The 20,592-nt window shown below is 73.4% G+C and carries 18 protein-coding genes; 9 read left to right on the top strand and 9 right to left on the bottom strand.

Translation table 11 applies throughout. The annotated features are described in order from the left end of the window. Positions 1-63: 63 nt before the first annotated feature. The 4 genes from ACZ38L_RS06055 to ACZ38L_RS06040 form a co-directional block, all read right to left on the bottom strand. Complete coding sequence (locus ACZ38L_RS06055) at positions 64-1,749, bottom strand: methylmalonyl-CoA mutase (protein ID WP_396557530.1); 1,686 nt, start codon at positions 1,747-1,749, stop codon at positions 64-66. Positions 1,750-1,898: 149 nt separating this feature from the next. Next, a complete protein-coding gene (locus ACZ38L_RS06050; protein WP_465689649.1) occupies positions 1,899-2,237 on the bottom strand; it encodes a DUF3817 domain-containing protein in 339 nt (112 codons plus the stop codon). 98 nt (positions 2,238-2,335) lie between these two features. Then, complete coding sequence (locus tag ACZ38L_RS06045; protein WP_396557534.1) at positions 2,336-2,851, bottom strand: MarR family winged helix-turn-helix transcriptional regulator; 516 nt, start codon at positions 2,849-2,851, stop codon at positions 2,336-2,338. 76 nt (positions 2,852-2,927) lie between these two features. Further along, positions 2,928-3,254 (bottom strand): DUF3817 domain-containing protein, encoded by a 327-nt coding sequence (locus ACZ38L_RS06040; protein ID WP_465689647.1) that lies wholly within the window; start codon positions 3,252-3,254, stop codon positions 2,928-2,930. Between the two features lie 192 nt (positions 3,255-3,446). Here ACZ38L_RS06040 and ACZ38L_RS06035 point away from each other — a divergent pair, with 192 nt between their 5' ends. Both ACZ38L_RS06035 and ACZ38L_RS06030 read left to right on the top strand, forming a co-directional pair. Next, the gene (locus ACZ38L_RS06035) at positions 3,447-4,223 is read left to right on the top strand and encodes a DUF2127 domain-containing protein (protein WP_465689645.1); all 777 of its coding nucleotides are present in this window, start codon (positions 3,447-3,449) and stop codon (positions 4,221-4,223) included. A 97-nt stretch (positions 4,224-4,320) separates the two neighbouring features. After that, the gene (locus ACZ38L_RS06030; RefSeq protein WP_465689644.1) at positions 4,321-4,845 is read left to right on the top strand and encodes a MarR family winged helix-turn-helix transcriptional regulator; all 525 of its coding nucleotides are present in this window, start codon (positions 4,321-4,323) and stop codon (positions 4,843-4,845) included. Between the two features lie 10 nt (positions 4,846-4,855). On the opposite strand, the gene meaB is transcribed toward ACZ38L_RS06030, so the two are convergent. Next, complete coding sequence (meaB, locus tag ACZ38L_RS06025) at positions 4,856-5,815, bottom strand: methylmalonyl Co-A mutase-associated GTPase MeaB (RefSeq protein WP_465689642.1); 960 nt, start codon at positions 5,813-5,815, stop codon at positions 4,856-4,858. 80 nt (positions 5,816-5,895) lie between these two features. After that, complete coding sequence (locus tag ACZ38L_RS06020) at positions 5,896-7,101, bottom strand: acetyl-CoA C-acetyltransferase (RefSeq protein ID WP_465689640.1); 1,206 nt, start codon at positions 7,099-7,101, stop codon at positions 5,896-5,898. A gap of 209 nt (positions 7,102-7,310) precedes the next feature. On the opposite strand from ACZ38L_RS06020, the gene mce reads away from it, so the two are divergent. The 3 genes from mce (at position 7,311) to ACZ38L_RS06005 (ending at position 13,879) form a co-directional block, all read left to right on the top strand. Next, entirely contained in the window at positions 7,311-7,748 is a 438-nt protein-coding gene (gene mce, locus ACZ38L_RS06015) for a methylmalonyl-CoA epimerase (RefSeq protein WP_396557546.1), read from the top strand. Positions 7,749-8,201: 453 nt separating this feature from the next. Continuing rightward, positions 8,202-12,842 carry a hypothetical protein gene (locus ACZ38L_RS06010; protein ID WP_465689637.1) on the top strand — a complete coding sequence of 1,547 codons (4,641 nt, stop codon included), beginning with the start codon at positions 8,202-8,204 and terminating at the stop codon, positions 12,840-12,842. Between the two features lie 107 nt (positions 12,843-12,949). Continuing rightward, complete coding sequence (locus ACZ38L_RS06005; protein WP_465689635.1) at positions 12,950-13,879, top strand: cellulose-binding protein; 930 nt, start codon at positions 12,950-12,952, stop codon at positions 13,877-13,879. Positions 13,880-13,955: 76 nt separating this feature from the next. Here the strand turns inward: ACZ38L_RS06005 and ACZ38L_RS06000 are convergent, their stop codons facing one another. After that, positions 13,956-14,759 carry an alpha/beta fold hydrolase gene (locus ACZ38L_RS06000; protein WP_465689633.1) on the bottom strand — a complete coding sequence of 268 codons (804 nt, stop codon included), beginning with the start codon at positions 14,757-14,759 and terminating at the stop codon, positions 13,956-13,958. Between the two features lie 99 nt (positions 14,760-14,858). Between ACZ38L_RS06000 and ACZ38L_RS05995 the strand changes: the two genes are divergently transcribed. Together ACZ38L_RS05995 and ACZ38L_RS05990 are read left to right on the top strand one after the other, a co-directional pair. Continuing rightward, a complete protein-coding gene (locus ACZ38L_RS05995; RefSeq protein WP_465689631.1) occupies positions 14,859-15,881 on the top strand; it encodes an ABC transporter ATP-binding protein in 1,023 nt (340 codons plus the stop codon). A gap of 1 nt (position 15,882) precedes the next feature. Further along, on the top strand, positions 15,883-16,650 hold the full coding sequence (locus tag ACZ38L_RS05990; RefSeq protein WP_465689711.1) for an ABC transporter permease: 768 nt from the start codon (positions 15,883-15,885) through the stop codon (positions 16,648-16,650). Between the two features lie 39 nt (positions 16,651-16,689). Here ACZ38L_RS05990 and ACZ38L_RS05985 read toward each other — a convergent pair whose 3' ends face one another. Then, on the bottom strand, positions 16,690-17,022 hold the full coding sequence (locus ACZ38L_RS05985; RefSeq protein WP_465689629.1) for an ATP/GTP-binding protein: 333 nt from the start codon (positions 17,020-17,022) through the stop codon (positions 16,690-16,692). A gap of 434 nt (positions 17,023-17,456) precedes the next feature. On the opposite strand from ACZ38L_RS05985, the gene ACZ38L_RS05980 reads away from it, so the two are divergent. Beyond that, a complete protein-coding gene (locus ACZ38L_RS05980; RefSeq protein WP_465689709.1) occupies positions 17,457-18,602 on the top strand; it encodes an LLM class flavin-dependent oxidoreductase in 1,146 nt (381 codons plus the stop codon). A 100-nt stretch (positions 18,603-18,702) separates the two neighbouring features. On the opposite strand, the gene ACZ38L_RS05975 is transcribed toward ACZ38L_RS05980, so the two are convergent. After that, positions 18,703-19,095, bottom strand: a complete 393-nt coding sequence (locus ACZ38L_RS05975) for an SCO5389 family protein (protein ID WP_465689627.1) — start codon at positions 19,093-19,095, stop codon at positions 18,703-18,705. A 696-nt stretch (positions 19,096-19,791) separates the two neighbouring features. Here ACZ38L_RS05975 and nucS point away from each other — a divergent pair. Beyond that, positions 19,792-20,451, top strand: a complete 660-nt coding sequence (gene nucS, locus ACZ38L_RS05970) for an endonuclease NucS (RefSeq protein ID WP_396557560.1) — start codon at positions 19,792-19,794, stop codon at positions 20,449-20,451. Positions 20,452-20,592 lie beyond the last annotated feature (141 nt).

Below are 20,592 nucleotides of genomic sequence, written 5' to 3'. Positions count from 1 at the left end.
TTGTTCAACCCCGGGGCTCGGGGATCCCAGCAGGTCGACTTCCAGCGCCCGGGTTCGGGAGGATCAGAAACCCGCCGGCTCCCGGTAGACACCCCACTCCGCACGCAGCGCGTTGCAGATCTCGCCCAGCGTCGCCTCGGCCCGCACCGCCCGCAGCATCGGCGGGATCATGTTCTCGCCGCTCCGGGCCGCCGCCAGCATCGCGTCCAGCCCGGCCTTGACGGCCACCTCGTCGCGCCGTGCCTTGCGCTCGCGCAGCACCCGGACCTGCTCGCGCTCCACCTCGTGGCTGACCCGGAGGATCTCCAGCTCCTTGGTGACCGTGCCCGGGTGACAGTTGACGCCGACCACCCGCTTGTCGCCCTTCTCCACACCCTGTTGGTACGCGAAGGCGGCCTCGGCGATCTCGCTCATGAACCAGCCCTCCTCGATCCCGCGCAGGATGCCGGCGGTCATCGGGCCGATCGGGTGGTCGGCCGAGCCCTTGGCCAGGATCCGGGCGAAGATGCTCTCCGCCTGCTGCTCGATCCGGTCGGTCAGCGCCTCGACGTACCACGAACCGCCCAGCGGGTCGGCCACGTTGGCCACCCCGGTCTCCTCCATCAGCACCTGCTGGGTGCGCAGCGCGATCTCCGCGGCCTGCTCGGACGGCAGCGCCAGGGTCTCGTCCAGGGCGTTGGTGTGCAGCGAGTTGGTGCCGCCGAGCACCGCCGAGAGCGCCTCCACGGCGGTGCGGACCACGTTGTTGTAGGGCTGCTGGGCGGTCAGCGAGACACCGGCGGTCTGGGTGTGGAAGCGCAGCCACTGCGCCTTGTCGGTCTTCGCGCCGTACGCCTCGCGCATCCAGCGCGCCCAGATCCGGCGCGCCGCGCGGAACTTGGCGATCTCCTCGAAGAAGTCCAGGTGGGCGTCGAAGAAGAAGGACAGGCCGGGCGCGAAGACGTCCACGTCCAGGCCGCGGGAGAGGCCCAGCTCGACGTAGGCGAAGCCGTCGGCGAGGGTGTAGGCGAGCTCCTGCGCGGCCGTCGCGCCGGCCTCCCGGATGTGGTAGCCGGAGACCGAGAGCGGCTTGTACGCCGGGATCCCCTCGGCACAGTGCGCCATCAGGTCGCCGATCAGGCGCAGGTGCGGCTCGGGGGCGAAGAGCCACTCCTTCTGCGCGATGTACTCCTTGAAGATGTCGGTCTGCAGCGTGCCGTTGAGCACCGCCGGATCGACGCCCTGCCGCTCGGCGGCCACCAGGTACATGCAGAAGATCGGGACGGCCGGGCCGCTGATCGTCATCGAGGTGGTGACGTCGCCCAGCGGGATGGAGTCGAACAGCACCTCCATGTCGGCGGCCGAGTCGATCGCCACGCCACAGTGGCCGACCTCGCCGAGCGAGCGGGCGTCGTCCGAGTCGTACCCCATCAGGGTGGGCATGTCGAAGGCGACCGAGAGGCCGCCGCCGCCCGCCGCCAGGATCATCTTGTAACGCTCGTTGGTCTGCCGGGCGTTGCCGAAGCCGGCGAACTGGCGGATGGTCCAGGTCCGCCCCCGGTAGCCGGTCGGGTGCAGACCACGGGTGAACGGGTACTCGCCCGGCCAGCCGATCCGCTCGAACCCCTCGTACGGCTGCCCGGCCGGCGGGCCGTAGACGGGCTCCACCTGATCGCCCGAGAGCGTGGTGAAGTCCGCGTCGCGCTTGCGGGCGCTGTCGTACCGCTGCTGCCAGCGCTGCCTGCCGCGCTCGATCTCCTCGGCGTCCATGAGCCCCGCTCCCGGTCGATGGTAGGACGTCCTAATAATTTACTCGGACGTCCAACTACTTGTCGATGAGCAATGCCCGCAAAACGCCGACGGCCCGCGCCTGCGTCGCAGGGCGCGGGCCGCCATTCCGCCGGCAGCGGTTCGTGGGATCAGGCGCCGACCGGCTGCTCGACGGGCGCCGGAGCCTTGGCGGCGGCCACGTCGCGCATCAACCGGCGCTCGGCGAAGAACGAGGCGAACGGGATGCAGCCGGCCGCCAGCGTGAAGAGCATCCGGCCCATCGGCCACTTGAGCTTCTGGCCGAGCATGAAGGTCACCACGAAGTAGGCCAGGTACAGGTAGCCGTGCAGCATCGCGACGTACATGGTGGCCTGCGCACCGGTGTCGAAGCCGTACTTCGCGATGATGAAGCAGCAGAAGATCAGCAGCGCGCAGCCGGTCGCGATGGCCAGGGCGCGGTACCAGGCCAGCAGGGGGGTGGGCTTCATAGGTGGTCGCCTCGCTTGGCAAGATCGTCCGGTACGTCCGGATCCGCGTACCGCTCACCCGAGGGTAACCGGCGGTTCCTCGGCCCCCGAACCGGGGCCTACTCCTCCGGCGCGGCGAAGTCGCCGGCCGCCACCCGCAGCGGCCTGAGCAGGTCGAACACCTGTCGGCACTGCTCGGCGTCATAGGACTCCAGGCCGAACTCGATGGCCATCAGCTCCCGGGTGGCCTGCTCGACCACCGTCCGACCGCGGTCGGTGATCGCCGCCAGCACGCCCCGGCCGTCCAGCGGGTTGGGCCGCCGGGAGACCAGGCCGGCCTTCTCCAGCCGGTCCACCGTGTTGGTCACGCTGGTCGGGTGGACCATCAGCCGCTCGCCGATCTTGGAGAGCGAGAGCTCACCGGTCCGGCTGAAGGTGAGCAGCACCAGCGCCTCGTAGCGGGCGAAGGTCAGCCCGTACGGCTTGACCACCGCGTCGACCCGGGCCAGCAGGATCTGGTGGGCGCGCATCACCGAGGTGATCGCCGCCATCGCCGGGGCGTCGCCGAAGCGGCGGCTCCACAGCTCGTCGGCGCGGGCGATCGGGTCGAAGGCGAGAGCGAGGGGTTTGGCCACCTCCTCACCGTACCGGCGGGGCACCCTCACCCGATCGGCCGACCGCATGATGGGACCGGTCGCGGAGCGACCCGCCTCAGGCGGCGGCCTTGACCGCGGCGGCCGGCGCGCCCTCGCCGCGCTCCTCCTTGGCCAGCATCCGCTCGGCGAAGAACCCGCCGGTCGGCAGCACCGAGAGCACGAAGAGCAGCGCCGCCCGCTTGCCGGTCCAGCCCTGCTTCTGCCAGGCCAGGCCCCAGAACGCGACGTACGCGATGAAGAGCATGCCGTGGATCATGCCCATGACCGGGACCGCGTTGAAGCTGGTGGTGCGCTTCAGTACCGAGCAGATCAGCAGGAGTATGAACGAGAGGCCTTCGGGGCCGGAGACGAGGCGCAGGCGGTGGGCGGCGCTGTTCTTCATGACGGGGTACCTCACAGGGCGGCGGGGGCTTGTGAACGGGCGCACAAGCCGGTCGGCCCATTATCACCAGCCACCTCGACCGGACCGACGCCAGGGGGCGTGGGGTGGCCGGAATCACAGCCTTCGAACAGCGGCTCGCTATCCTCTTCCCGCACGGCCCGAGCGGGCCACGAACCACGGGGGAGCACCACCATGTTCAAGCGGGACTGGGATCGCCGGACCTGCGCCAGGCGCGGCCACACCACCTACGCGCCGACCGAGCCGGAGCCGCGGCAGCGGCTGCACACCGCCACCGCGCACGGCGACGCCTGGCGCTGCCTGCGCTGCGGCGACTTCACCCTCGGCGCCCCGCACGGCTCGGGACCGGCCGCCGACGCGCCGCTGGTCCCGCGCGGCAAGGCGCTGCGCGACCTGTTCGTGCTGCGCTTCCTGGCCGTCGAGCGGGTGCTGCGCGGGATCCTGATCGTCCTGGCCGCCTGGGCGGTGTGGAAGTTCTCCAACAGCCAGGACGCCGTGCAGCGGCTGTTCGACCAGGACCTGACGGTCTTCAGGCCGGTCGCCGACCACTTCCACTACGACCTCAACCACTCCCCCGTGGTCGACACCATCCGCAAGACCTTCAGCTACCAGAAGAAGACCCTGGTGATCGTCGCCGTGGCGCTGCTGGCCTACGCGCTGATCGAGCTGGTCGAGGGGGTCGGACTCTGGCTGGGCCGACGTTGGGCCGAGTACCTGACGGTGGTCGCCACCGCCGCCTTCCTGCCGCTGGAGGGCGAGGAGCTGACCCACCACGTGACCGCGTTCAAGGTGGTCACGCTGCTGATCAACGTGCTGGCGGTGGTCTGGATCCTGGTCTCCAAGCGGCTGTTCGGGCTGCGCGGCGGCGTGGTGGCCTTCGAGGCCGCGCGGCACTCCGCCTCGCTGCTGGAGATCGGGCGGGCCGCCGGCGAGCCGGTCGCATCGCGCTGAGCCGATCCATGTCACTCGTTCGAGTGAATCCGAGCCTCGGGCGGATCACCTCGGGAAGATAGTAGAATGTTGAACTAGTTCGCGTATCATGGTCGGTATGGATACGCACGCCACCGGGCCGGCGGAGCAGCAGGCCGCCACGGACGGCTCCGCCGTCGACGACACCCCCTGGCTGACCGCCCGGGAGCAGCGGCTGTGGCGCGCCCACCTGGAGGTCAGCAAGCTGCTGGAGTACCAGCTCAGCCGCGAACTCCAGCCGCACAACCTGGCGATCAACGACTACGAGATCCTGGTCGTGCTCTCCGAATCGCCCCAGCGGCGGATGCGGATGACCGACCTGGCCGCCGCCACCCTGCAGTCCAAGAGCCGGCTCTCACACCAGATCACCCGGATGGAGAGCGCCGGCCTGGTGCTCCGTCAGGAGTGTCCGGGCGACCGCCGGGGCCTCTACGCCCACCTCACCGACCAGGGCTGGGAGACCCTGCGGAAGGTCGCGCCGGACCACGTCCGCAGCGTCCGGGCGCACTTCGTCGACCTCTTCGACCACGACCAGATCGACGCCATGTACGAGGCGCTGGCCCCGATCGCCGAGCACCTGCGCGGGCTGCGCGGCCGCGGGTAGGCCCGGGGGCCTACGCCTGGTCGGTCAGGCCCGCCACCAGCAGGTCCGCCGCGCCGTACGGGTCCAGCTCGCCGCCCGCCACCTTCTCCGCCAACGCGTCCAGGTGCCGGTCCCCGTGCAGGTCACCGATCCTGGCCCGCAGCGCGACCAGCGCGATCGCCTCGATCTCCGCCGCCGCCCGACGCCGACGACGGGCCGTCAACTCGCCGCCGGCCGCCAGCCAGGCGTGGTGCTTCTCCAGCGCCTCGACCAGCTCGTCCACGCCCTCGCCGCGGGCCGCCACGGTCTTGACGATCGGCGGCCGCCAGTCCCCCGGCTCACGCGCCTCGCCCAGGCCCAGCATGTGGCTCAGCTCCCGGGCGGTCGCGTCCGCGCCGTCCCGGTCGGCCTTGTTGACCACGAAGACGTCGCCGATCTCCAGGATCCCGGCCTTGGCGGCCTGGATCCCGTCACCCATCCCGGGGGCCAGCAGCACCACCGTGGTGTCGGCCTGCGCGGCCACCTCGACCTCGGACTGCCCGACCCCGACCGTCTCCACCAGGATCACGTCGCAGCCCGCCGCGTCCAGCACCCGCAGCGCCTGCGGCGCGGCCCAGGAGAGCCCGCCCAGGTGGCCGCGGGTGGCCATCGAGCGGATGAAGACGTCCGGATCGGTGGCGTGGTCCTGCATCCGCACCCGGTCGCCCAGCAGCGCGCCGCCGGAGAACGGCGAGGACGGGTCGACCGCCAGCACGGCGACCCGCTTGCCGGCCCGCCGGTAGGCCGCCACCAGTGCCGAGGTCGAGGTGGACTTGCCCACCCCGGGCGAACCGGTCAGCCCGACCGTGTAGGCGTGCCCGGTGTGCGGGGCGAGCGCGGCCATCGCCTCGCGCAGCTGCGGAGCGTCGTTCTCGACCAGCGAGATCAGCCGGGCCACCGCGCGCGGGCGCCCGGCGCGGGCCTGCTCGACCAGCGTCGGCACATCGATCATGGAGGTTCCGTCTCTTCCGGTCGGGCCGGTGCCCCCCGGCGGGGGCGCCGGCCGTGGCGCTCTGTGGGGCCCGGCCCGGGTCAGGCCTTGGGCACCCGGACGATCAGCGCGTCGCCCTGGCCGCCACCGCCGCACAGCGCCGCCGCGCCGACCCCGCCGCCGCGCCGCTGCAGCTCCAGCGCCAGGTGCAGCACGACCCGGGCGCCGGACATCCCGATCGGGTGGCCGAGCGCGATCGCGCCGCCGTTCACGTTGACCTTCTCCTCGGTGACCCCGAGGTCCTTCATCGACTGGTAGGCGACCGCGGCGAAGGCCTCGTTGATCTCGATCAGGTCGAGGTCCTCGACGCCGATGCCCTCCTTGGCCAGCGCGTGCCTGATCGCGTTGGACGGCTGCGACTGCAGCGAGTTGTCCGGGCCGGCCACGTTGCCGTGCGCGCCGATCTCGGCGATCCAGCTCAGGCCCAGCTCCTCGGCCTTGGCCCGGCTCATCACGACCACCGCGGCGGCGCCGTCGGAGATCTGCGAGGAGGTGCCGGCCGTGATCGTGCCGTCCTTGGTGAAGGCCGGGCGCAGCCGGGCCAGGGTCTCCACGGTGGTCTCGCCGCGGATCCCCTCGTCCTGGGCGAACAGCACCGGGTCGCCCTTGCGCTGCGGGATCTCGACCGGGGCGATCTCGGCGTCGAACACGCCGTTCTTCTGGGCCGCGGCTGCGCGCTGGTGGGAGAGCGCGGCCAGCCGGTCCTGGGCCTCGCGCGGGATGCCGAGCCGGGCGTTGTGGTTCTCGGTGGACTCGCCCATCGGGATGTTCTCGTACGCGTCGGTCAGGCCGTCGTGGGCCATCGCGTCCAGCATCGCGATCGAGCCGTACTTGTAGCCCTCGCGGGACTTGGGCAGCAGGTGCGGGGCGTTGGTCATCGACTCCTGGCCGCCGGCCACCACGATGTCGAACTCGCCGGCCCGGATCAGCTGGTCGGCCAGCGCGATGGCGTCCAGGCCGGAGAGGCAGACCTTGTTGATGGTCAGCGCCGGCACGTTCATCGGGATGCCGGCCTTGACCGCGGCCTGCCGGGCCGGGATCTGGCCGGCCCCCGCCTGCAGCACCTGGCCCATGATCACGTACTGGACCTGCTCGCCGCTCACACCCGCCCGTTCCAGTGCGGCCTTGATGGCGAACGCGCCGAGCTCGGCGCCCGAGAAGCCCTTCAGCGAGCCGAGCAGCCGGCCCATCGGGGTCCGGGCGCCCGCGACGATCACGGACGTAGTAGCGGTGGAAGCGGTAGGCATGGAACGAGCCCCTTCGCACGTCGTGGCCAGCGAGCCGCTGCGGACGGTCGAGCACGGCAGCAGGGCCCGGGGAGCGGGATGCTGCTCAATGTACTGACCCGTAACCCGGGCGTCACCGGAGCGGCGGTGTGATCAGGCTCGCACGCGGCCTGGTGGCGCGGCGGGCCGGTTGTGCGCTGCACTGGGCCCACTCACCCTAGGAGGCTTCCGTGTTGACCCGGATCGACCACATCGGCATCGCCTGCTTCGACCTCGACAGGACGGTCGAGTTCTACCGTGCCACCTACGGCTTCGAAGTGTTCCACACCGAGGTGAACGAGGAGCAGGGCGTCCGCGAGGCCATGCTCAAGATCAACGACACCGGGGACGGCGGCGCCTCCTACCTCCAGCTGCTGGAGCCGATCCGGGAGGACTCCACGGTCGCCAAGTGGCTGGCCAAGAACGGCGAGGGCGTGCACCACATCGCCTTCGGCACCGCCGACGTCGACGCGGATGCCGCGGCGATCAGGGAGAAGGGCGTCCGGGTGCTGTACGACCAGCCGCGCCGCGGCTCGATGGGCTCGCGGATCACCTTCCTGCACCCGAAGGACTGCGGTGGCGTGCTGACCGAGCTGGTCACCTCGGCGGATGACCCCGCTGAGCACTGAGGAATCGCCCCGGGCGAGGCCGGAACCCGCCGGTAACCTGCGGAAGAGCCGGACTCGGCGGTTACAGCCGCGTTCTCGCCCACTACAATGCCCAGGTGCGTGACGGCCTCCGCGAGGACCGGCCCGGCAGGCACAGCCGAGGGCGGGGAAGCCGACGATGACGGTCACCCCCGGTCGCAGGGGAGTCCGTAACCAGGGCACGGCTGAACAGTCGCGAGTCGGATCTGTCACCATTCTCCACAAGGCAAGAGTTCGCCCAGGAGTCCACCCGGTCGGCGGAGCGCGGTCAGTGCCGCGCGCCACCGGCCCAGGGCCCCGACCGTGGCGGACGACCCCATCCCGGGGCCGTCCACCGGCCGCGGATGCAAGGACCGGCGCGGTCCGCCTCAACCCGAGGCCGGAACCGGACCACGCCGGTCGAGGACGCGACCAGGAGATGGATGGGACCGCGGAGTGCGGGGCAACGACCGCTACGAGGTTGATGATCACCTCTCCCAGTTCGAAGCCGAGATGGAGCGGCTTCGCAAGGAGCGGGACAAGACTGTCGAGCATGCCGAGGACCTCGCCTACCAGGTGGAGGTGCTCCGGGCCAAGCTGCACGAATCCCGTCGCCAGCTGGCCCAGCCACGCGCCTTCGATACCGTCTCCGGCCAGGCCGAGCAGCTGCTCCGGAACGCCGAGATGCAGGCCCAGCAGCTCCGCGCGGACGCCGAGCGCCAGCTGCGCGACTCCCAGGCGGCCACCCAGCGGCTGATGGCCGAGGCCGCCGAGCGCACCGCCCGGCTCGAGGCCGAGTTCCAGGCCCGTCGCCGCCGGCTCGACGAGGAACTGGCCGAGCTGCGGCGCAACGCCGAGCGGCACGTCAACGAGAACGTCAACTGGGCCGAGCAGACCCGTGCCGGTACCGAGCAGGAGGCCAAGCGCCTGCTCCAGGAGTCCCGGGCCGAGGCCGAGCGGCTGATCGCCGCCGCCCGGGCCGAGGCCGCCGCCCTCTCCGACCAGGCCCGCGCCCAGACCGCCGCCGACGTGGACGCCGCCCGCGGCGAGGCCCAGGCCGCCGCCGAGGCCGCCCTGCTGCGCGCCCAGAACGACGCCGAGGCACTGCTACGGGCCGCCGGCGAGCAGGCCCAGCAGGCCAGCGCGCAGGCCGAGGAGCTGCGCGGCAGCGCCGTCAGCGAGGCCGAGCAGCGGCTGGCCGCCGCCCAGGCCGCCGCCGAGCAGCGGCTGGCCGCCGCCGAGGCGGAGATCACCGAGCTCAAGCGGCAGGCCGCCGAGGCCCAGCGGCAGGCCGAGGCGGACGCCGCCGAGGCCAAGGCCGAGATCGAACGACTGCGCGAGGACGCCCGGGCCGAGGCCGAGCGGGCCCACCGGGCCGCCGAGGAGCTGCGCGAGCAGGCCGCCCGGGCCGCCGAGCGGTTGCAGGCCGAAGCGGCCGCGTTCGCGGAGCAGCGGGTCGCCGACGGGGAGGCGGCCAGCGAGCAGCGCTCGCAGACCGCCAAGGCCGAGGTGGCCCGGATGGTGGCCGCGGCCACCAAGGAGGCCGAGTTGATCCGGGCCGAGGCAGCCGAGCTGCTCGCCCGGGCCCGGAACACCCAGGCCGAGGCGGACGCCGCCAAGGCCGCCGCCGCCGAGGAGAGCGAGCGGCTGCGCGGCGCCGCCGAGAGCGTGGCCGCCGAACTGCGCGCCGAGGCCGAGGCCGCGATCGCCGAGCTGCGCGCCGCCGCCACCGCGGAGGCCGCCGAGCTGCGCGGCCAGGCCGAGGCCGCCGCCGAGGCGCTGCGGGCCGACGCCCGCGAGCAGGGCCGGGCCGAGGGGGCCAAGGACGCCGCCGTGCACCTGGCCAAGGCCGCCAAGAGCGCCGAGGAGTCGCTGGCCCGGGCGGGCCAGGACGCCGAGGCGACCCGCGCCGAGGCCGCCGCCGAGGCCGAGCGGATCCGCACCGAGGCGGCCGCCGAGGCCGAGCGGCTGCGGGTGCAGGCCCAGGAGGCCGTCGAGCAGGCGCAGAACGCCGCGCTGGACGACGCCGCCGGGATCCGCGCCCGGATGGAGGAGATGCAGGACGAGGCCGCCAGGCTGCGCGCCGAGGCGGAGGAACTGCGGGCGCACGCCGCCGCCGAGGCGGAGAAGGTCCGCGGCGAGGCGCGCCGGCAGGCCGTCGTCCAGATAGAGGAGTCGGCGAAGACCGCCGAGGAGCTGCTGACCAAGGCCAAGGCCGACTCGGACGAGCTGCGGGCCGGCGCCGGCGCCGAGGTCGAGCGGCTGCGGGCCGAGGCCAAGGAGCAGGTCGGCCAGATGCAGGCCCGGGCACAGCAGATGCTGGCCCGGGCGCGCAGCGAGGCCGACAAGCTGGCCGCGGCCGCCGAGCAGCAGCACCGGGACACCGTCGCCGCCGCGAAGGCCGCGGCGGCCGAGAACCGCACCGCCGCCGAGCGGGAGACCGCCGAACTGCGGCGCGAGGCGGCCGAGTTCGACCAGCGGGTGCGGGCCGAGGCGCAGGCCGCGGCGAGTGCCCTGCAGGCCGAGGCGCAGGCCGCCGCCGAGGCCCGGGAGGCCGAGGCGCGCACGCGGGCCGAGCGGCTGCTGGCCGAGGCCGAAGCGACCGCCGACGCGCAGCGCGAGGAGAGCCGGCGAGCCGCCGAGGACGCCGCCGCCACGCTGCGGCGCGAGCGCGAGGAGACCGCCGCCCAGCTGGCCGCCGCTCAGGAGGCCCGCGAGGCCGCCCAGGCCGCCGCCGCCGAGCTGCGCGAGCGGACGGCCGCCGAGACGGCCGAACTCACCGCCCGCACTGCCGCCGAGGTCGCCGCGCTGCGCGAGGCCGCCGAGGACGAGGCCGCCGAGCTGACCCGGCGCGCCGCCGCCGAGGCGGCCGAGCTGCGCGAGCGGACCGCCGTCGAGACGGCCGAACTCACCGCCCGCACTGCCGCCGAGGTCGCCGCGCTGCGCGAGGCCGCCGAGGACGAGGCCGCCCAGGTCCGCGCGGAGGCCGGCGCCGCCGCCGAGACCCTGCGCGCCCAGGCAGCCGAACAGCTGGCGCAGGCCGAGGAGTTCGCCCGGACCACCCGGAGCGAGGCGGCCGCGAGCGCCGAGGCGGTACTCGCCGAGGCCACCGCCACCGCCGCCGGGACCCGCGCCGAGGCCGACCAGGAGGCCGAACGGCTGCGCGCCCAAGCCGCCGAGGAGTTGGAGCAGGCCCGGCTGGAGGCGGCCGGCACCACCTCCGCGGCCACCACGCGGGCCGCCGAGCTGGTCACCGCCGCCGAGGACGAGGCCTCCGAGGTCCGGCAGTCGGTGGCCGGGCTGCACGAGAAGGCCGCCCAGCAGGTCGCCGAACTCATCCAGCGCACCGAGCGGGAGACCGCCGAGACCCGCGAGCTGGCCGAGCGCGAGACGGCCGAGCTGCGCGAGCGCACTGCCGCCGAGGCCACCGAACTGACGGCCCGTACGGCTGCCGAGGTCGCCCAGCTGCGCGAGGCCGCCGAGCAGGAGACGGCCGAACTGCGCGAGCGCACCGCCGCCGAGGCCACCGCCGAACGCGAGGCCGCCGGGGCCGAGGCCGCCCGAACCGTCGGCGACGCCGAGGCGTACCGGGACCGGGTGCTCTCCGAGGCGGACGAGCAGGCCGCCGCCGTCCGCGCCGAGGCCGACGCCTACCGCACCCGGGTGCTCACCGAGGCCGAGGCCGAGGCGGCCCGGCTGGCCGGCGAGGCGCAGGAGTACGACGCCGCGCTGCGCACCGAGGCCAACGCCGAGCGCCGACAGGCCGAGGAGTACGCCGCCCAGCAGCGCGCCGAGGCCGAGGCGCAGGCCCAGCGGACCCTGGCCGAGGCCGAGGAACTGGCCACCCTCACGATGGCCGAGGCCGAGCAGTACGCGGCCCGCCAGCGCACCGAGGCCGAGGAGTTCTCGGCCGCGACCCGCGCGCTGGCCGAGGAGTACGACGCCGCCACTCGGGCCCGCGCGGAGTCCTTCGACACCGCCACCCGTGCGCAGGCCGAGCAGTACGACTCGGCGACCCGCGCGCAGGCCCAGTCCGTGCTGGAGAAGGCCTTCGCGGACGCCGAGGCACTCGGCGAGGAGGCCCAGAGCACCGCACTGGCCACCACCGCCGCCGCCGAGGAGCAGGCCGACGCGATGGTCGCGGCCGCCCGCAAGGAGGCCGACCGGCTGGTCGCGGCCGGCGAGGCGGCCGGCCAGGCCGAGGTCGAGCGGGCCCGTGCCGACGCGGACGCGCTGCTCTCCGAGGCCCGCCGGGACGCCACCGCGATCCGCGAGCGCGCCGAGGAGCTGCGCGAGCGGACCGACGCCGAGATCGAGGCGCTGCACGAGCGGGCCCGCAAGGAGAACGCGCAGGCCATGAAGTCGGCCGGCGAGCGGGTGGACGCCCTGGTGACGGCGGCTCAGGAGCAGCTGACCGAGGCCGAGGACCAGGCGGTCGCCGCGGTCGCCGAGGCCGAGGAACGCGCCGCCGCGCTGGTCGCCGCCGCCGAGGAGCGGGCGAACGAGCTCACCTCGGAGGCGTCCGCAGAGGCCAGCAAGGTCCGGATCTCCGCGGTCCGCAAGGCTGAGAGCCTGCTGAAGGGCGCCGAGCAGAAGCTCGCCGACTCGACGGCCAAGGCCGAGCAGCGGCTGGCCGAGGCCACCGCCGAGGCCGAGCGGCTGGAGAGCGAGGCCACCACCCGGCTCGCCACCGCCCGGGACGAGGCCGAGGAGCAGATCGAGGCCGCCGCGGCGGAGGCCGCCAAGCGGCTGCGGACCGCGGCCGAGAACGCCGACGAGCAGCTGCGGCTGGCCGAGGAGGAGGCCGAGCGGCTGCGCGCCGAGGCCCGCGGGGAGGCCCAGCGGATCACCGACGAGGGCCGCCGCGAGCTGGACGAACTGGTGCGCCGGCGTAAGGACATCAACACCGAGATCTCGCGGGTACAGGACGTGCTGTCCGCGCTGGAGGCGTTCGAGGCACCGTCACCTGTACAGCAGACGAAGCCCCGGGAGACGTCCGGTTCCGGCGGCAAGAACAACGGGGGTTCGAAGGCGGGCGCGGGAGTGGGCGCCCCCCGATCGGGTGGCGGCAGGTCCCAGGGGACACCACCCGATTGAGCGGACATTGTCCGTCAGCCCTAGGCTTTTTGCCTACGACACTCCGGTAACGTGTCAGGATTCCCTCAACCACCTCAGCGGTCTGACGACAGGAAGCCCAGAACCCCATGAGCGACAGTCACTCCCCTCACGGCTTCGACCTGGTGCGCCGTGGGTACGAGCGCGCCCAGGTCGATGAGCGGATCACCAAGCTGGTGGCCGATCGTGACAGTGCATTGACCCGGATCAGCGCGCTGGAGAAGCGGATCGAGGAGCTCCACCTCGAGACGCAGAGCGCACAGGCCGCGGTCACCGAGGCGGAGCCCTCCTACGCCGGGCTCGGTGCGCGGGTCGAGAAGATCCTGCGGCTGGCCGAGGAGGAGGCGAAGGACCTGCGTGAGGAGGCCCACCGGGCCGCCGAGCAGCACCGCGAGCTGGCCGAGGCGGCCGCCCAGCAGGTCCGTTCCGAGGCGGAGAACTACGCCAAGGACCGCAAGGCGAAGGCCGAGGACGAGGGCCTGCGGATCGTCGACAAGGCCAAGAGCGACAGCGCCCAGCTGCGCGCCGAGGCCAACAAGGACGCCCAGAACAAGCGTGAGGAGGCGGACGCCCTCTTCGAGGAGACCCGCACCAAGGCCGCCCAGGCCGCGCTGGAGTTCGAGACCAACCTGGCCAAGCGCCGCGAGCAGTCGGAGCGCGACCTGGCGGCCCGACAGGCCAAGGCCGAGAAGCGGCTGGCCGAGATCGAGCACCGGGCCGAGCAGCTCCGCCTGGAGGCGGAGAAGCTGCGCACCGACGCCGAGCGCCGGGCCAGGCAGACCGTGGAGACGGCCCAGCGCCAGTCCGAGGACATCGTGGCCGACGCCAACGCCAAGGCCGACCGGATCCGCAGCGAGTCCGAGCGCGAGCTGGCGGCGCTCACCAACCGCCGCGACAGCATCAACGCCCAGCTGACCAACGTGCGCGAGATGCTCGCCACGCTGACCGGCGCGGCGGTCGCCGCCGCCTCGCTGCCGACCGACGACACCCTGGGCGTCCCGGCGCAGCAGTCCCGCTGACCCCCGCTCACAGCGGGCCCGTCGTACCCACCGGCTCGGCCCCCGTCGCACCTGCGGCGGGGGCCGAGCCGTCCGCTCACGCGGGCCCGGAACCGGCCCGCTCGACCCGGTGCAGCAGGCCGAGCGCCGCGACGGTGAACGCCTCCGGCGCCTCCAGCGCGCTCAGGTGGCCGGCCAGCGGGATCAGCGTCAACTCGGCGTCCGGCAGCGCCTGCGCCATCGCCTCGGCTTCGGACTGCGGCGAGAGCGCGTCCTCGGCGCCGACCACCACCGCCGCCGGCACCCGCAGCCCGGCCAGCACGTCGAACGCCTCGGTCCGGGCCGCCATCGCGCGCTGCGCCCAGGCCACCCCGGCCGGCGTGGCGGTCGCCATCAGCTCGCGCACCTCGGCGGCCAGCGCGGCCGGCGTCCCCGGCGCCAGCAGGGTCTCCTCCATCCGCTCCTCGACCAGTAGCCGGACGCTGTCCCGGGCCAGCACGGCGGCGGCGATCCGCTCCCGGTTGGCCCGGGCCGGCGCGGGGTCGGCACCGGCCTTGGTGTCGGCGAGCAGCAGCCCGGCCAGCCGGTGCGGGTGGCGCCGGGCGAACTGCATCGCGACGTAGCCGCCCATCGAGAGCCCACCGACCACCGCGCGGGCCACCCCCAGCCGGTCCAGCAGCCCGGCGACGTCGTCGGCCAGCAGTTCCAGCGCGGGCGGGTCGGTGCGCGGCGGGGTGCCGCCGAAGCCCGGGAGATCGGGGGCGATCACCCGAGCCCGGCTGCCGTCGGGGCCGGGCAGATCGGTCAGCTGTCGCTGCCACATCCGGGCCGAAAGCGGGAAGGCATGAAGGAGGACCAGCGGTGTGCCCGTCCCGTTTTCGAGTACGGAGAGATCGGTCATGGCGCCCACGGTAGGGCGTCAGCGCCGAGGGCCGCACCGGACGGGCCGGGCAGTCTGATTTGTCATAACCTGACGAGGAATGTCCGACAGGGAGCAGCGATGATCGAACTGCATGAGCTGACCAAACGGTTCGGCGACAAGACGGCGGTGGACGGGCTGAGCTTCCAGGTGCGGCAGGGGGTGATCACCGGCTTCCTGGGCCCGAACGGCGCCGGCAAGTCCACCACCATGCGGTTGATCCTCGACCTGGACCGACCCACCAGCGGCCGGGTGACCATCGACGGCAAGCACTACGGCCAGCTCAGCGAGCCGCTGAAGTACATCGGCGCGCTGCTGGAGGCCAAGGCGGTGCACCCCGGTCGGACCGCCTACGACCACCTGCTCTGGCTGGCCCAGAGCAACCGGATCCCGACCCGCCGGGTGGACGAGATGCTCGCCCTGGTCGGCCTCACCGAGGTGGCCCGCAAGCGCTCGCGCGGGTTCTCGCTGGGCATGGGCCAGCGCCTGGGCATCGCCTCGGCGCTGCTCGGCGACCCGCGGATCGTGATGTTCGACGAGCCGGTCAACGGGCTCGACCCCGAGGGCATCCGGTGGATCCGGAACCTGATGAAGCGGCTGGCCGCCGAGGGCCGGACGGTCTTCGTCTCCTCGCACCTGATGAGCGAGATGGCGGTGACCGCCGACCACCTGGTGGTGATCGGCCGCGGCAGACTCCTCGCCGACCTGCCGATGGCCGCCTTCATCGAGCGCAACTCCCGTTCGGCGGTGCGGCTGCGCACCCCGCAGCCGGAGCAGCTGCTGGACGCGCTGGCCGGCCGGTCGATTCCGGTCGAGCCCGGGCCGGACGGCTCGTTCGAGGTGGTCAACGGCGATCCGGCGGTGCTCGGCGACCTGGCCGCCGCGCACGGCATCGCGCTGCACGAGCTGAGCCGGCAACGCGCCTCGCTGGAGGAGGCGTTCATGCGGATGACCGCGGACTCGGTGGAGTACCACGCGGGCGGCGTGCCGCACGCCAACGGCAACACCGCCCCGGCCGGCGTCGGCGCGCCCGCCGCCTGGGGCGCGAGCTGGCAACCGCCCGCCGGCCGGCGGCAGAAGAAGCAGCAGAAGGGTGCGAACTGAGATGGGCTCCTTCCCCGCGATCCTGCGCTCCGAGTGGACCAAGATCCGCAGCGTCCGGTCCACCGTCGTGACGCTGCTGCTCACCTTCGTGGTGACGGTCGGCCTCGGCGCGCTGATCTCGCTGCTCACCAAGAACAACTTCACCGACTTCAACCGCAATTCGGGCAACCCGTTCGACCCGACCGCGACCAGCTTCGCCGGGATCATGCTGGGCGAGATCGCGATGATCGTCTTCGGCGTGCTGGCGGTCGGCAACGAGTACAGCAGCGGGATGATCCGCGCCTCGCTCGCCGCCGTGCCGCAGCGCGGCACCCTGCTGAGCGGCAAGGCCGTGGTGGTCGGCTCACTGGCGCTGCTGGTGTCGGTGCTGACCGCGTTCGTGGCCTTCTTCCTCGGCCAGGCGCTGCTCGGCGACCACCACACCACGCTCGGCTCCCCCGGGGTGCTGCGGGCGGTGCTCGGCGCGGCGGTCTACCTGACCCTGCTCTGCCTCTTCGCCGCCGGGGTGACCGCGATGCTGCGCAACCAGACGCTGGCGCTCGGCGTGCTGGTGCCGTTCTTCTTCCTGCTCTCGCCGATCCTCTCGGCGGTGCCCAAGGTCAAGGCGGTGGCGCACTACTTCCCGGACTACGCGGGCCGGCAGATGCTGACCGTGGTCCCACCGCCGAACGAGCCGTACGGCTGGGTGGCCGGCCTGGTCATCTGCGCGGCCTGGACGCTGGCCGCGTTGGTCGGCGGCGCCGCCGTGCTGAAGAGCCGCGACGCCTGACGGCCGGCCGGCGGCACGGGCGGCGGGCGGCGGTCTGTCTCAGTGGCGCGGGGCGTTCCGCCCGCGCGGGATCGCCGCACCGCGCCGCTCGCGCGCGCCCCAGCACGCCCGGTGCCAGTGCCGCCGGTCGTCCACCCCCGCGCCGTACGAGGGCCAGGCCACCACATGGCCCACCCCGGGCGGGATCTCCTGGTCGCAGCCCGGGCAGCGGTAGTACCGGCCCGCGCTGCCGGCCACCGTCTGCACCACCCACTCCTCGCCGCGGTAGCTCTCGGTGCGCCGCAGCGAGCTGCCCGGCGGGGCGGCCGGCTCGCCGTCCCGACCTGCGCTGCCGGCGGTCCGCTGAGTGATCCGGTTGCGACGGGGAGACACGGTGTTCACCTCTCGGCGGGGGCCTTGTTCGCCCTCCAGGTTAAGGGCCGCACCGAGCGTCGATCCCGTCCCGCCGACTTCCCGGAGCTCTCTATCACGGCCCGCCCGGGCCGTGCGGTGTTTCCGCTGATATCCACCCGTTCTTCTGGGAAATCAGTGAATCGGCGTGCCATTGGCACATGACATGGGTTACTCACAGTGGTGACACCGCAGGGCTCGGACGGCCTGCGCGCACCCCAGAAGGGCTTCCCGTGACCAAGACCAGCACCCGCGCCCGCGCCGACGCCGCTGCCCCGCCGCCCCTCGGCGCCGCCCCGTCCGAGCTCCCGCCACGGCTCACGCTGGCCACCTCCGTCGGCCACACCACCCCCACCGGCCCACTCGGCGCGGTGACCGCCGAGCGCGGCGGCAACCATCCGGTGGCCGGCGACACCATCCGGGTCGGCGCGTTCCTGCTCTCGGCACAGTTCCCCGGGCAGGGCCACGCCGAGGCGCTGGAGCGCACGGTGGCCGCCACGATCGCCGCCGAGCGGGCCGGGCTGGACGCGGTCTGGCTGGCCGAGCACCACTTCGTGCCGTACGGGGTCTGCCCGAACGCGGCCACCCTGGCCGCCCTGCTGCTCGGCCGCACCCGGCGGATCCAGCTCGGCACGGCGGTCAGCGTGCTGTCGACCAGTCACCCGGTGGCGCTCGGCGAGCAGGCGGCCCTGCTGCACCTCACCTCCGGCGGCCGGTTCACCCTCGGGGTGGGCCGCGGCGGGCCGTGGATCGACCTGGCGGTCTTCGGCGGCGGGGTGACCGCGTTCGAGGAGGGCTTCGCCGAGCGGCTGGACCTGCTGCTGCGCTGGCTGCGCGGCAGCAGGGTGCGCGCGGACGGCCCGCAGTTCAACTTCCCCGAGGTCGCGGTGGTCCCCCGGGCCAGCGAGCCGGCCCGGCTCAGGAGCCCCGAACTCGGCGACTGGCTGGGCCTGGCGCACGACCGGGCGGCGCTGCGCTTCCCCCGGCAGCGGACCGAGCCGCAGCGGGAGCTCGGCGGCGGGTCGGCCGCGGCCGCGGGGCCGCCGGTGGTGGTCGCCTGCACCTCGCCGGGCAGCGTCCGGCTGGCCGCCGAGCGCGGGCTGCCGATGCTGCTCGGGATGCACTCCGGCGACGAGGACAAGCAGCAGATGTTGGCCGCCTACCGGGCCGCCTGGCGCGAGTGCGGGCGCGGCGAGGACCAGTTGGCCCGGGTGGAGCGGGAGCACGTGGCCGCCGGGGTGGCCCAGGTCGCCGACCGCGGACCGGCCGCCCGGGCGGTGCTGATGAGCGCGATGCCCGGCTGGTTCGAGTACGGGCTCGGGGCGCACCGCACGGTGGACGGCCGGGAGCGCAAGATGCGCGACCCCTATGCCTACACCGAACTCCTGTGCGATCTGCATGCGGTGGGCACTCCGCGACAGTGCGCCGACCGGCTGTTGGCCACCGCCGAGCGCACCGGGATCCGCCGGTTCGCGCTGCTCGCCGAGGGCTCCGGCGACCGCGAGGCAACCCTGCACAACCTGACCCGGCTCGGCACCGAGGTGCTGCCGCAGCTGAGTTGACCGGCCGCACCGCGCGTCGCGCCCTCTCCGGCGTTCCGGCCGCCGTTCCGTCGTCGTGGCCGGTCCCGCGCCGACCCGCGGGGCCGGCCTCGACGACGGCTCAACAGTCGCGCAGTTCCGGCGACTGGTTCAGCAGTTGGGCACGGACGGACGTGAAGCGCCGGTAGCGCTCCTCGGCGTCCTCGGCCGGGGCGAAGACCGCCACCCGGTGACAGTTCTGGAAAGCCAGCCGGACCCCGAAGTGGCGCTGCAGGGCACCACGGATCGCGTCGCTCGCCATGGCGCGCAGCAGCTGACCGCGGGCCTGCTCGCTGGGCGGCGGCACGTGGTTGTCGGCGAAGCCGGTGCCGTCGACCCCCATCTGGACCACCAACGAGCTGATCAGGTCCCAGGCGTAAGGCAGGGACGTACGGACGCAGTCGACGAACTCCCGCTCGTCGACCTCGCCTCGCTCGGCCTTCTCCAGAAGAGCCGGTGAGACGTCGAGCGACATGGGTTCTCCTCTCGCGGTCCACCCGTACGCTGCGCACGGGTGGTCTTGCGTTGGTGCGGATGGTGCCGTGTCGTACTCAGGAGGTTCCTGCCGGAACGGGCCGGCACAGGCCTGGTGGCGCTGCCCGAACGCGGGCCAGGGCCGTGCCGGTCGGTCCCGGCAGGGGGACGCGGGTGTCGTACGGCGGTGGCCGGCCACCGCGCGGCACCTGCGTCGCGAACGGCGCCCTGGCTGGGGCGGGCGCCGCTTGGACCAGGGTGTCAGCCTCGGCTCAGCCAGGCTGGCAAATGCTGCTATTTCCGTCGAATTCACCAGCACTACGGCCAGAATGGCCGGAACTCGTCGAACTGTTCATCTCAGCTCCTCCATCCCCGTTGGCTTACGTGGATGGCCAGAAGCCGTCACCCAACGTAGCTGTCCGTGCGCGCACGCGCCAGACTTCTGGAGCATCGCGCTCCCGCCTCCCCATGGTTCGCCCCCTGGAACGACCCGGCATGCCCCTGGTTCCGACTCGCATCAAATGGCCCCGCGCGGCCCCCGACGGCAGCCGTCAGTCTTGCCGGGCCAGGCCCAGGGACCGGGAATCCCACCGACGCTCGCCCCGCCCCCGTGCGCCGCGCGGGCCACAACGTCGAGCGCCGGTCACCCAAGGCGACCGGGCCCGGAGTGGTCCCCGGAGCGCCTAGGCTTGCCCTCATGCGTCTCGTGATCGCCCGTTGCTCAGTCGACTACGCCGGTCGGCTCTCCGCCCACCTGCCGTCCGCCACCCGCCTGATCCTGGTGAAGGCCGACGGCAGCGTCAGCATCCACGCCGACGACCGTGCCTACAAGCCGCTCAACTGGATGTCGCCGCCGTGCAGCCTCAAGGAAGCCGAGGGCTCGTGGACGGTGGAGAACAAGGCCGGCGAGAAGCTGATCATCACGCTGGAAGAAGTGCTGCACGACTCCTCGCACGAGCTGGGCGTGGACCCCGGGCTGATCAAGGACGGCGTGGAGGCCCACCTCCAGGAGCTGCTCGCCGACCGGATGGAGGTGCTGGGCGCCGGCTGGTCGCTGGTCCGCCGCGAGTACCCGACCGCGATCGGCCCGGTGGACATCCTCTGCCGCGACGCCGAGGGCGGCACGGTCGCGATCGAGATCAAACGCCGCGGCGAGATCGACGGCGTCGAGCAGCTCACCCGCTACCTCGAACTGCTCAACCGCGACCCGCTGCTGGCCCCGGTGAAGGGCGTCTTCGCGGCCCAGGAGATCAAGCCCCAGGCCCGCGTGCTGGCCACCGACCGCGGCATCGACTGCGTGGTGCTGGACTACGACGAGCTCCGCGGCATCGACGACGACAAGCTGAAGCTCTTCTGAGCCGGCGGTGAGCCGGACGGCCCCGGGGTGGGGGACCCAGCCCGGGGCCGTCGCGTTTCCGGAGGACGTCACCCCGGCGCCGCCCGCTCCTCCAGCTTCGGGGGCGGTCCGCTCGACCCACCTACCGACGTTGAAGACCAA

Source organism: Kitasatospora sp. NPDC024654, assembly GCF_055559155.1.
This window is presented reverse-complemented; position numbering and strand designations above follow the sequence as displayed.